Consider the following 12,448-nt stretch of genomic DNA (forward strand, 5'->3'; position numbering starts at 1 on the left):
GTTTGTTACAAGATACAACATACTAATATAATTATTTATTGCATATAAAATTGTTTTGCAAAGTTGTTATAAAAGTTTGATAAATATCAAATTAATTAGGTCTAATTTAACACCTATTTCACATTAATAAAACCAAGGATAAATCTTTTTTAAACTACTTTTGCAGCATGCAAAAAAATCCACCTGTTAAGCTAGAGTTTATTTTATTAATGGCATCCTTAATGTCTATTGTAGCATTAGCGATTGATGCTATTTTACCAGCCATGTCAGCTATTGGCATCTCTGTTAATAGTTTAGATACTGGCAATAACCAATTACTAATAACCATGATTTTTTTAGGTTTAGGATTTGGACAACTATTATTTGGTCCTTTATCTGATAGTTTTGGTAGAAAACCAATTGTTTATATTGGATTTGCTGTATTTGCTGTAGGTAGTATTGTCTGTGTGTTATCACATAGTTTAGAAATGATGGTTGTTGGTCGTATCATCCAAGGTATTGGGTTAGCTGCACCAAGGACTATTGCTATTGCAGTTATTAGGGATATGTTTAAAGGTGATTATATGGCCAAAATTATGTCGTTTGTTACGACATTTTTTATTTTAGTTCCTGTAATTGCACCTGTAATGGGTAAGTTTATTTTAAATCATTATGATTGGACAGGCATTTTTTATGTCCAATTAATTATGGCTTTAGCTGTCGCTATTTGGTTTTGGAAACGTCAACCTGAAACCTTAAAACCTGAATATAAAATAAAATTTACTAAGCATGTTTTTATAGATGGTTTAAAAGAGCTATTAAAGCATAAAGAAACTATTGGATTTACCATAATTTCTGGATTTATCTCTGGTGCTTTTATTGTTTATTTAAGTGCATCTCAGGTCATTTTTGAAAACCAATATGGCTTAATAGACGAGTTTCCTTACATCTTTGCTGGATTAGCTTGTGGTGTTGGTTTATCTACTTTTCTAAATGGTAGTTTTGTAATGCGTCTTGGTATGTGGCGTTTATCTTATTTAGCTATTATTGTTTTTAGTGTTAATGCTTTACTATATGTCTTATTATTTTGGAATGCTACCACTAACCCAGCATTACCAATTATATTAATATTTATGGCTATCCAATTTTTTACAATAGGCTTTATTTTTGGAAATTTAAGAGCTATAGCAATGGAACCCATTGGACATATTGCTGGTATTGGAGCTGCTATAACAGGATTTATATCGACTATTATGGCTGTACCAATTGCAAATTATATTGGTAGTTTTGTTGACACAACAGCGTTACCATTATTTATTGGATTTACCGTTTTTGGTTTTATGTCTCTAGCATTGTTTTTGTTTATTAAACGAACTAGAAAACGACACCTAAGTCTTTAGTTTATAAATTTATTGTTGAAAGTATATTTACAACGGAAGATATTATATACTCCACACCTATTGCTATTACAATAAAACCTATAATTCTAGATAGCGCGTTAATACCTGAAGCTCCTAAAAACTTAACAATAAAATGAGCACTTTTAAGTATTATATAAATAGTAATTGCTGCCAAAAACATAGCACCAACTATGGTGAATTTTTCTGCAGTTAAATCAAATTCTTGATTATAAGTAATTAATAACGAAATTGTTCCAGGTCCAGCCAACATAGGTATTGCTAAAGGAGTTAAACTTATTCCATCTCTTGTCTGTATATCCTCTTGTACCTTTTTACGTTTCATCCCTTTGTGTTCTCTAAATTTCCCTGTCAATAATGCAAAACCAGAAGAGGTGATAATTAATCCTCCTGCAATTTTTAAAGCATTAAGACTAATTCCAAAAAATGATAAGATATACTGACCTGCAAAAAACGAAAGCAATAAAATAACCAAAACATCTATTGCTGTCCAAAAGGCTGTTACGGATCGTGCTTTTTTACTGTGGTCTCCTGTTAAACCAACAAATACAGGTACGGTTCCTAAGGGGTTCATAATTGAAAATAAAGCTCCAAATACTGCTAAAAATAATTCCATTGTTTTTTCTGCAAATTCCGTTCTTTTTTAACGTTTTAAAGTTATCCATAGATTAACTAATCTTAAATAAAACGTAAATACTAAAAAAGCACTAAAACAAATTTAAACAACTATAAATCAATAAATTATGTGCTTAAAATATTTAATTAACACTTTGTTTACATAGTAACATTAGCGTAAAGTTTTCTTAAAACTTCATTCATTTTAAGTTAACACACATTGCATCTCTTGACCTTAGTTTTGACAAAAATTAACCACTTAAACAATCAAATACAATGAAATTATTTAAACAACGTTTTTTTCAATTATGTATACTTTCAAGTCTTGGATTTGGATTAGTAGGCTGTGAAGGAGAAAATGGATTAGACGGAACTAACGGTCAGGATGGACAAGATTTTACACCTACCGAAGAATTATTTAGTAACAAATCTGCTTTAGATCCTTTAGTAGATATTAGTTCTAATTTTAATACTGTAAAAGCTTACTCTTTAATTAGCTCAACAGATTATTTACCTAATGGATTCCGTTTAGTTGGTGCACAAGATGGTGCTGGTTTATTAAAAGATGGTAACGAATATATTTATGTTGTCAATGCAGAGGACGATTATAGTGTCTCTAGAATTAGATTTGACGAAAACATGAGACCTATAAAAGGAGAATGGTTATTAAACGCTGGAGTTGCTGATTTTGCAAGACAATGTTCTGGTACAATGTGGGAAGCTGCAATACATGGTGGTACTCAAGATTTCTTTTTATCTGCTTCAGAAAGTATAGCATACGATGTTAAAGCAATAGATCCTTGGATAGAAACACCTACGCCTACTGCCGATTTTGGATTGGATGCTTTAGGTGAATTTTCTTGGGAAAACGCAGTACCATTACCTCAAAACTCTTTTGCTGGTAAAACAGTAATTATTGGTGGAGATGACGACTCTAGTGGATCTGAAGGTCAAGTTATTATGTACTTATCAGAAAATGGAGACGCAGACTTAACTAACGGTAAAATATACGTTTTACGTTTAAAAGAAATGTCTGATGGCATTGGAGGTGTTCAAGATGTTGCTCCAAATACAGTCTACAACGAAGGAAGCTTAGACTTTGGAATGACGTACGATATCGAGTTTGTTGAAATAGAAAATGGTGCATCGATGACCAAAAACGAAATGGAAACAGCTTGCACTGGTGTCTTTGCTTCACAATTTATGCGTGTGGAAGATGTTGATTACCAAAAAGGAAGTGATGCCAATGGTAGAAACGTCTATTTTGCAGTTACTGGAAGAGGTCCTGGAGCAGGAACTTATAATGATTGGGGAACCGTTTACAAATTAAACTTAGATGCCAACAATCCATTACAAGGTCAATTAACACAAGTCGTGAGTGGTAACACAGACACTAATAATCAAGATGGAAACTTATCTAGTTTACAAAGTCCTGATAACATTTGTGTAACAGAAAACTATATTTATATCCAAGAAGATCCTAATTCTTTTTCTAGAGGACATGCTGCTAGAATCTACCAAACAGATTTAAACGGTAACAACCCTACAGCTGTTTTAGATTTAAAAATTGAAAGCAACTTATCTCCTACAGGAAGCACATCTTTATCAGGAGAGTTTGGTGCTTTAATTGACATTTCTGACAAAGTTGGAGTGCCAGATACTTTTATCCTAAACTTACAACCACACTACTGGAAAAGTGACGATTTTATATCTACAAACTTACCACACAATCAAGGTGGACAAATCGTTTTATTACAAGGATTACCTAGATAAGACAACGCTTTTTATTATTAATAATGAATCTCTGTTTTTTAATGGAGATTCATTTTGTTTATTACAATCTTAACATGAAATCATACCATTCATTTTTAATTATAATAGTATTATTAGTAACATTATCAGCTTGCAAATCGGATAAAACCGAAACCGTAGACGTCATAAATTGGGACAAAGCTCAAAAGTATTATATAAACAATATAGAGCTTGCTTCTAAATACTTAGATAGTTTAAAAACCGAAGGTCTTACTGGTAAAAACACCAAACACTATTTTACATTAGCACGAAAGGCTTTTAAAAAAGCAGAGCCTTTTGCCTCGTATTTAAATCCTGAAGTAGGACACAGAGCTAATGGTCCTGCACTTCCTGTGTATAAAGAAGATACAGGCAAAATATTAAAACCAATTGGTCTTCAAAAAATAGAAGAAAGTATTTATGAGCAAGAGACGTCTGTCACAGATTTTAATCAAGAAATCTATGTAACACAAGGGTTATTTGCTATATTAAAAGAAAATATGCAAAACAGAGCGTTAACACCTCAACGCTTTTTTATAGCTACACACCAACAGTTATTACGTATTGTAAGTTTAGGTATGTCAGGATTTGATACACCTGTTAGCCATTTAGGTATAAAAGAGAGTGCTATTTCATTAAAAAGCCTTCAAAACGTTTATAATAAAACCATAAAATCTTCTATTGTAAACAAAGACAAATCCTTAGATGATGCGTTTAACAACTCGATTTTAAAAGCAATTAATTACATTAATCAACATCAGGATTTTGATACTTTTGATAGGTTTACGTTTACCAGAGATTACCTAAATCCAATCACAGGTCATTGGGTATCTATCCGCAAAACAGCTGACATTTGGGAACCTACTAATACCGAACCATTCAATTTTGATGCACCTACTTTTTTTGAAAGCAACAGTTTCAACTTAAATTATTTTACACCAACAACCAACCGTAACCCAAGCGACAGACAAATAGCTTTGGGCGAAAAATTGTTTTTTGACACACAACTTTCTGCTAATAACAGTATGGCTTGTGTTACCTGTCATAGTCCTGCTTTAGGATATGCGGATGCTATGACTGTTAACTTAGATAATAACGGTAAGCCATTACAGCGCAACACACCAACTTTAATAAATAGTGCCTTTCAAAAAAGCTTTTTTTGGGATGGTAGATCAGAAACGATGATTGAACAAATTTCATCTGTGTTTTTAAATGATAAAGAATTTAATACTAATGTTCACACCTTTTCTGAAGCTATTTTACAAGATTCAACTTACGTTACATTATTTAAGGAAGCCTATGGGCAAGTTCCAAAAAATAATACCAATGTTATTAAAGCATTGTCTGCTTATATTTCTACTTTAAACGGTTTTGACTCTAAATTTGATAAAAATATTAGAGGCGAACTTAATAATTTTACAGATGAAGAAACCTTAGGTTATAACCTATTTATGGGAAAAGCCTTATGCGCCACATGCCATTTTATGCCATTAACTAGCGGAACTGTACCACCTTTTTTTACTGAAACTGAAAAAGAAGTTATTGGTGTTCCAAAAACAGCCCAAAATAAAACCCTAGACGACGATTCTGGTTTTTATTATAAGTATAAAGAAGCCTTACATAAAGGTATGTTTAAAACACCAACGGTTAGAAACGTTGCAATAACAGGTCCATATATGCATAATGGAGTCTATACTACATTAGAAGAAGTCCTAAATTTTTACAACCTTGGTGGAGGTGGTGGATTAGGTTTTGATTTGGACCATCAAACGCTTCCTTTTGATAATTTAAACCTAACAGAAACCGAGCAGCAAGCCATTATAGCTTATCTAAAAACCTTAACAGATGTACCTGACACGTATTAAAACGCACCAGAATCTACATCTTTTATAAAACTAATTAACCCTTTAAAAAACACCTTTTGATCATCAAATTGAGATAAATGACTACCATTTGGGCAAAGCAAAAAACGTCCATTTTGGACTTCGGTACTAATCCATTTCATATGTTCTGGATCCATAGTATCATGCGTTGCTCCAACGGTAAGGGTTGGTGTTTTTATTTCTTTTAAACGGTCTTTTACATCCCAATTTTTAAGCGTAGCATTACCTTTAATACCAAACTCACTTGGTCCTTGCATTGTTACATACACATCAGGATTTAAATGCTTAAAGCCTCTATTAATTGGTTCTGGCCAATCTTTGACTGGCATTCTTATAACATGTTTGGTATAATAATTTTCAACTATTAAATCTAAATATCTTTGGTTTGTGTAATCTTCTTTATCCTCATAGCTCATAATTTCTTTTAAAACTTCAGGATCTAATTTTGGTGCTAACACCTGGTCAGAATATTTTTGATAGTCAGGTATTGAAGCTACCATGTTAGATATAATTAAGCCTTTTAAATTGTCTTGATATTTTAAAGCGTATTGCATGCCTAAAATTCCTCCCCAAGATTGTCCATATAAATAAAAGTTATCTTTATTTAAACCTAATGCAACTCTGACTTGCTCTACTTCTTCTACAAATCTGTCCAAATCCCATAAACTTAAATCTTTGGGTTGATCACTATAATACGACCCTAATTGATCGTAGTAGTAATACTCTATATTTTCCTGCGGAAAGTAACCATCAAAACACTCATAAATCTCATGTGTCATTCCTGGACCACCATGTAATAAAAGCACCTTCATTGTTGGGTTATTTCCAACGCGTTTAGTCCAAACTTTAAATTCGCCTTTAGGTGTTGTAATCGGAATCATTTTAATACCTCCTAAAAATTGATCTTCTGTATTAGGTTTTAAATAATTTTCTGCAGTATTAGCTGTTTCTACAATAGTTATTTTTTCTGTTTTTTTACAATTAAAACATAAAACAAACAATAGACTTAAAATAAATAGTTTGGTTTTCATAAACTTGATAATTAGAAGACTAAGTTAATCAAATAATATGTCTTTTTATTGTGCAAATTATTTTAACAAAATGATAGTAATAGTCCAGTTTTAACCTATTAATTTTGCATAAATTAGTAAGATGAAAAACGCCATTACAGAACGTATTTTAGATTTCCTTAAAGGCTTTCCTCCTTTTGATGCTTTAAGTCATGAGCAGTTGACAGTTATTGCGTCTGAGGTTGAGGTAATTTACATTGAAAAGGATAATTTTATTTTTAAACAAAATGAAGCCTTACAAGAGGTGTTTTACGTGGTAAAGGCTGGTGCAATTGGTATTTTTAAAGATGATAAATTAGTTGACAAATGTGATGCTGGAGATATTTTTGGATTGCGTGCAATAATACGTAAAGACCATTATTTATTGGATGCAAGAGCTATTGAGCAAAGTATTATTTATAGTATACCTGCTCAGGTTATTGAAGACATTATAATAAATAACGCAAAAGCCAATCAGTTTTTAATTGCCAGTTTTGCTACTAATACACGTAACCCTTATAGTGATGAAGACAAGGGTACATTGTTTGCCAACATTGGTGTTTTAAAACCTGAAGCCTCTAGTTTTACAGAAATGCAATCGGCTAAGTTTTCTAAAAACCCTGTGGTATGCAATCCATTAATTAGCATACAAGAAGCTTCGCAAATAATGAGCACTAATAAAGTGGGATCTATTGTAATTACTAATAACAAACAGCCAATTGGTATTATTACAGACAAAGATTTGCGTAATAAAGTGGCTACTGGATTACACACCATAACGGACAATGTGGAAGCCATTATGTCTTCTCCAGTTATCACGTTTCCTGACAGTATATCTGTTGCCGAAGCACAAATTGCAATGCTGAAAAATGATATTTCACACCTATGTATTACCAAAGATGGGACACCATATTCTGAGTTAATTGGTATCCTATCAGAGCATGATATTATTGTAATTTATGGTAATAATCCTTCGGTTTTAATTAAAGAGATAAAACGTGCAAATTCTGCTGAATCGTTAAAATATATTAGAGAAAAAGCCCAAGAATTATTAAAAGGCTATCTTAAACAAAGCATCCCAATTAGTTTTATATCTAAAATAATTTCGGCAATAAATGATGCTATTACTTCACGTCTTATTGATTTAACAATTGCAGAATTTAAACAAGAACCTCCTGTCTCTTTTGCTTGGTTAGCCATTGGGAGTCAAGGTAGAAAAGAACAATTATTATATACAGATCAAGATAATGCTTTAGTATACGAAGACAGTACGGAAGACTACAAAACAAAAGCTTACTTTTTAAAATTAGCCACTGCAGTAAACCAAAAACTAGCTATTGTTGGCTTTAAGTTGTGTCCTGATAATATGATGGCTAGTAACCCTAAATGGTGTTTAACAGTCTCTGATTGGAAATCTCAATTTACCAATTGGATTACCCACTCTGACGAGGATAAAATGATGTTGTGCAACATTTTTTTTGATTACAACTTTGTTTATGGAAACCAAAGTTTAGTTAGTGGTATGTCTGACAATATTTTTAGAGCTATACATAGTCATGAAATTTTCTTAACTTTTATGGGTAGAAATGCTTTAAAAAAACCTGCACCTTTAAGCTTTTTTAGAAGCTTTTTAGTAGAGCATTCTGGAGAACATAAAGATCAATTTGATATTAAATCCAGAGCTATTATGCCACTTGTTGATGCTGCACGTGTTTTAATTTTGTCGCATGATATTAAGGATGTAAACAATACCATAGCACGCTACCAAAAACTAGTTGAAATTGAACCTCAGCACAAAGATTTGTTTGACTCGTGCATAAACGCATTTAGAGTATTGCTACGCTTTAGAACAAAACAAGGATTGAAAAATAATGATTCTGGTCAGTTTATTGACGTAAAATACCTTAGTAAAAACAACAAGTTAAAACTTAAAGGTTGCTTTAAACCTATTAAAGAAGTACAAGATTTATTAGCTGCGCGATATAAAGTGTCGCAATTACCTTAAATTATCGTAGTAATAATTGTGTGATTAATTATCGCTTTCGGCCTTTAGGTTTTACCTCTTTAATTCTGACATAAATTAATTTCATGCGACCTCTGGTGTCCTCACGACTATCTATTTCAAACGCTGGAATACTATTAATTAAAGGTGTTAGTTTTTGAAAACCATAATTTCTAGAATCAAAATTAGGTTGCTTTTTTTGTAATAAACTTCCAACATCACCTAAAAATGCCCAACCATCATCATCTGCAACATCGTCAATAGTTGTAGCAATAAGCTTAATTTCTTTTTGTGTGATGGTGTCGTAATTATTTTTGGACTTAGAAGATTTGGTTGAAGGTTCTAATGTACTGTCTTCCGTTAGGTTTTTAAGTATTTCTATGTAAATAAACTTATCACAAGCGACTATAAAAGGGTTTGGCGTTTTCTTTTCTCCAATACCATAGACTTTCATTCCAGCTTCACGCAAACGCGTTGCAAGACGTGTAAAATCGCTATCACTAGATACTAAGCAAAAGCCATCTACTTTCTCTGAATATAAAATATCCATTGCATCAATAATCATAGCAGAATCTGTAGCATTTTTACCTGTAGTATAGCCATATTGTTGGATTGGAGTTATAGCATTTTCTAATAGTAAACTTTTCCATTTATTAAGATTTGGTTTGGTCCAATCTCCATAAATACGTTTGATTGTTGGATTACCATATTTAGCAATTTCTTCCATCATTTCCTTTACATATGCTGAGGGAATATTGTCTCCATCAATAAGTACTGCTAATTTTATATCCATAAGTGCTAAGTTGAAATTTATAACGTAGCTAAAGGTAATAGCTTTAAATTAAAAAACCACTCATTTTTGAGTGGTTTTAACAGTCTATGGATAAGCTATTATTTTCGTGTTGCTTTTTTAGCTAGTTTAGCAGCCTTTTTTTCTTTAGGCGATAAGGTCGCTTCCTTTTTTACATTTTTTTTTGCGTCTTGTGATTTAGCCATAATTATTGTTTTTAATAATGAATTACATATTAATTAAATGTAATAAAAAGTAGCATACAAATTAAAATTAAAACCATTAATTGAGTTTTATTTTTGATTACAAGATTAATACAAAATAAAAAAGCCCTACAATAAATTTGCAAGGCTTTAATCGAGAATACATAAAGTCAATTAGCTATAATTATTCCTGTAAACTCTAATCAATTTACTTGGTTATAGTAAATCATAAAAAAGGCAATCACTAAGGATTGCCTAAAGTTTTTTCCCTTAGAAAAAACATTATTAATTAATTAGCATACAATTTTAAGACTTGTTAGCTTATGTATTTTACGGTTTCCCGTAAAGACTTGTTTTTTTTTAAATTAATCCTAAATCTTTTACGATTGCAACAAGATGTATGGCATTGTTAGCTTTAAATTGTATACGTAGTTTATTTAGCTTTTTTTCGATAGTACTCAAGCTGTTAGGCGAAATATTATCTGTTTTTAGTTGTTCTCTAATTTGTTCTTGCGACAAACCATTAGATAGTAATTTAATTAATAAAATATCATAATCATCAATCTCTAAATTAGACTTTGGACTTAAAGCTTGTTGTACTTGAGGTGATAAATATTGACCATTTTTATATGTTGTAACAATAGCCTGATCAAGTTCTATCAAACCACGTCTACCTTTACAAACATAACCATCAATGTTATGTTTATTAACCAATACTCTTACTTTTTGTAATCTATCTTCTACAGAATAAACAATAATTTTTAAATCAGGATTCTGTTGCTTTAAAGCAGCAACAAGCTCTTCTCCTGATTTATATTTCTGGTCTCTATGATCTGCAAAAAACGATAAATCTGTAATTAACAACTCAAATGGCTCTTGATCTAGAATTGCTTTAGATATTTTAAGATAAGCATCATCACAATATTGTACTTGTGTGACATTAGTTATGGATAAATTATCCAAGACAGATAAAACGCCTTGACTAATACTACCTAAATCATCTGATATAATTACTTTACTAAACATACTTTATAATATAATGTTTGCTTTAAACCCTTTATTAACTGTGGATGTAAAAGTAATTGTTCCATTAACAGATTGAATACGGTTTTCCACATTTTGCAAACCATTATTCTTTTTTAATAGTGTTCCTACACCATTATCGTTGTAATTAATAGTCACTTTTTTATTGTTTTGACTAAAAACTACGACTACAATATTAGCTTTGCTATGTTTTTTCATATTGGTCATTAACTCTTGTAAGACTCTGTAAAGTGCAGTCTTTTTAACATCTGACACCTTTTTCCAATCTACCTTTGCAATGTCCTTTGTAATCACATTAACCTGATTACTGCTATAATTAGCTAATAAATCTGTAAGTAGGATTTCAAAATCTTGATTAACATTTATTGTGCTATTTTCTTTAGAAATATCTCTAGTTTTAATGTAAATTTTTTCTAAATCGTCTAAAAAGTCTTCATTTATAGTGGCTTTACTCTGTAATTTTGTCATTATTTGATAGACATCATTTGCTACCTCGTCATGTACTTTTTTAGATATTCTAGTTTCTGTTGTATAAACCTCTTTTAATTTTTCTTTTTTATGTTTTGCTCTAAAAAAATAGAGTAATCCCAAAGCTAAAATCAATATTACAACTGCTAATAATTGGTAGATTTGTTTTTGAGCTTTCTCTATTTGAGACTGTAATTGACTTTTACTAACGTTATATTTTAGCAAAGCAAACTTATTTTGACTCAGTTTTGTCGCCTTTAATAAGCTATCGTTTAAAAATGAATACTCCTTAAACACCCTACTATCTCCTAAATTATACCTTGTTTTAACTGCATCTAATTTGTAGGACAAACTGTTTACCTTATTAGCAACGTCATAGGCTTTTATTGCAAAGGATAAAGCTTGGACTGTATCCTTTTTACTTAAGTAATATTCGGATAAATTTTTATAACTTGGATATAACTCGGCTAAATTATCAACATTTTGACGTATGGTGTAGGCTGTCTTAAAATCGTCAAATGCACCTTGATTATTTAATTTAAATTTTATAACCCCTAAATTATCAATAACTCTAGCCTTTTCTATTGAGTCTTCTACCCTATTAAATAAATTAGTTGCTTTTATTAATGTACTCTGAGCGTTATTATATAATTTTTGATTTTTGTAAATATTAGAAATGTTGTTATACAATACCAAACTATCTCTTGAAGTCAAAGTAATAGATAACGCTTTTAAATACGTCTCATTAGCTTTATCAAACATGTTTTTTTGATTATATACTTGACCCAAAAGGTTTAAAACTCCTGTTGTTAGTTTAGTATTATAATCATTAACTTTTAGACCATCTAATATCTTTAAAGCTTCAACAGCACTTACTTCACTATCATCATAAAAACCCACTTTGTAGTCTATTCTTGCTAAAAAATATAAATCATAAGCTATACCTAATTTGCTATTTTTTTTCTTTTTAATTTCTAAATGCTCTATTAAATATTGATATGCCTTAGCTAGCGTTTCTTCAGAGGTTACTTTCTCTATAGCATTTGTATAGTATGATAAGCTATCTGTTTGATGCTGCGAAAAAGCCTTATTACTAATAAGACAAGTAATGCATATATATATAAGAAGAAATAATTTTAGGTTGGTTTTCATACCTCTAAAATAGAAACTTATATTTAGTTATTTAAGCACTAAATTTACTTTTTA

The 12,448-nt window shown here is 30.9% G+C and carries 9 protein-coding genes; 4 read left to right on the forward strand and 5 right to left on the reverse strand.

Going from position 1 to position 12,448, the window contains the following annotated elements; all coding sequences use genetic code 11:
* Nucleotides 1-167: 167 nt before the first annotated feature.
* Nucleotides 168-1,379 (forward strand): multidrug effflux MFS transporter, encoded by a 1,212-nt coding sequence (locus V6251_RS10790; RefSeq protein WP_341588230.1) that lies wholly within the window; start codon nt 168-170, stop codon nt 1,377-1,379.
* A gap of 1 nt (nt 1,380) precedes the next feature.
* Here V6251_RS10790 and V6251_RS10795 read toward each other — a convergent pair whose 3' ends face one another.
* Nucleotides 1,381-2,013, reverse strand: coding sequence for a MarC family NAAT transporter (locus V6251_RS10795; RefSeq protein WP_341588231.1), 633 nt, complete (start codon nt 2,011-2,013; stop codon nt 1,381-1,383).
* Between the two features lie 275 nt (nt 2,014-2,288).
* Here V6251_RS10795 and V6251_RS10800 point away from each other — a divergent pair, with 275 nt between their 5' ends.
* Both V6251_RS10800 and V6251_RS10805 read left to right on the forward strand, forming a co-directional pair.
* Nucleotides 2,289-3,785, forward strand: a complete 1,497-nt coding sequence (locus V6251_RS10800; RefSeq protein WP_341588232.1) for a hypothetical protein — start codon at nt 2,289-2,291, stop codon at nt 3,783-3,785.
* Nucleotides 3,786-3,859: 74 nt separating this feature from the next.
* Complete coding sequence (locus V6251_RS10805; RefSeq protein WP_341588233.1) at nt 3,860-5,668, forward strand: cytochrome-c peroxidase; 1,809 nt, start codon at nt 3,860-3,862, stop codon at nt 5,666-5,668.
* Here V6251_RS10805 and V6251_RS10810 read toward each other — a convergent pair.
* Nucleotides 5,665-6,717: a proline iminopeptidase-family hydrolase gene (locus V6251_RS10810; protein ID WP_341588234.1), complete on the reverse strand. Its 1,053-nt coding sequence runs from the start codon at nt 6,715-6,717 to the stop codon at nt 5,665-5,667. The genes V6251_RS10805 and V6251_RS10810 overlap by 4 nt on opposite strands.
* A 121-nt stretch (nt 6,718-6,838) precedes the next feature.
* Between V6251_RS10810 and V6251_RS10815 the strand changes: the two genes are divergently transcribed.
* Nucleotides 6,839-8,740 carry a DUF294 nucleotidyltransferase-like domain-containing protein gene (locus V6251_RS10815; RefSeq protein ID WP_341588235.1) on the forward strand — a complete coding sequence of 634 codons (1,902 nt, stop codon included), beginning with the start codon at nt 6,839-6,841 and terminating at the stop codon, nt 8,738-8,740.
* A gap of 28 nt (nt 8,741-8,768) precedes the next feature.
* Here the strand turns inward: V6251_RS10815 and V6251_RS10820 are convergent, their stop codons facing one another.
* The 3 genes from V6251_RS10820 to V6251_RS10830 form a co-directional block, all read right to left on the reverse strand.
* Nucleotides 8,769-9,530 carry an NYN domain-containing protein gene (locus tag V6251_RS10820; protein WP_145001473.1) on the reverse strand — a complete coding sequence of 254 codons (762 nt, stop codon included), beginning with the start codon at nt 9,528-9,530 and terminating at the stop codon, nt 8,769-8,771.
* Between the two features lie 560 nt (nt 9,531-10,090).
* Nucleotides 10,091-10,756: a response regulator gene (locus V6251_RS10825; RefSeq protein WP_341588236.1), complete on the reverse strand. Its 666-nt coding sequence runs from the start codon at nt 10,754-10,756 to the stop codon at nt 10,091-10,093.
* Nucleotides 10,757-10,759: 3 nt separating this feature from the next.
* Complete coding sequence (locus V6251_RS10830; protein WP_341588237.1) at nt 10,760-12,394, reverse strand: tetratricopeptide repeat-containing sensor histidine kinase; 1,635 nt, start codon at nt 12,392-12,394, stop codon at nt 10,760-10,762.
* Nucleotides 12,395-12,448: the final 54 nt, after the last annotated feature.

Origin of the sequence: Olleya sp. Ti.3.14, from assembly GCF_038154885.1 — a bacterium.
Taxonomy (GTDB): Bacteria; Bacteroidota; Bacteroidia; order Flavobacteriales; family Flavobacteriaceae; genus Olleya.

Excerpts from the sequence above, each read along its gene's own strand:
- V6251_RS10790 (WP_341588230.1), top strand. The coding sequence starts at position 168 with ATGCAAAAAAATCCACCTGTTAAGCTAGAGTTTATTTTATTAATGGCA.
- V6251_RS10795 (WP_341588231.1), bottom strand. The coding sequence starts at position 2,013 with ATGGAATTATTTTTAGCAGTATTTGGAGCTTTATTTTCAATTATGAAC.
- V6251_RS10800 (WP_341588232.1), top strand. The coding sequence starts at position 2,289 with ATGAAATTATTTAAACAACGTTTTTTTCAATTATGTATACTTTCAAGT.
- V6251_RS10805 (WP_341588233.1), top strand. The coding sequence starts at position 3,860 with ATGAAATCATACCATTCATTTTTAATTATAATAGTATTATTAGTAACA.
- V6251_RS10810 (WP_341588234.1), bottom strand. The coding sequence starts at position 6,717 with ATGAAAACCAAACTATTTATTTTAAGTCTATTGTTTGTTTTATGTTTT.
- V6251_RS10815 (WP_341588235.1), top strand. The coding sequence starts at position 6,839 with ATGAAAAACGCCATTACAGAACGTATTTTAGATTTCCTTAAAGGCTTT.
- V6251_RS10820 (WP_145001473.1), bottom strand. The coding sequence starts at position 9,530 with ATGGATATAAAATTAGCAGTACTTATTGATGGAGACAATATTCCCTCA.
- V6251_RS10825 (WP_341588236.1), bottom strand. The coding sequence starts at position 10,756 with ATGTTTAGTAAAGTAATTATATCAGATGATTTAGGTAGTATTAGTCAA.
- V6251_RS10830 (WP_341588237.1), bottom strand. The coding sequence starts at position 12,394 with ATGAAAACCAACCTAAAATTATTTCTTCTTATATATATATGCATTACT.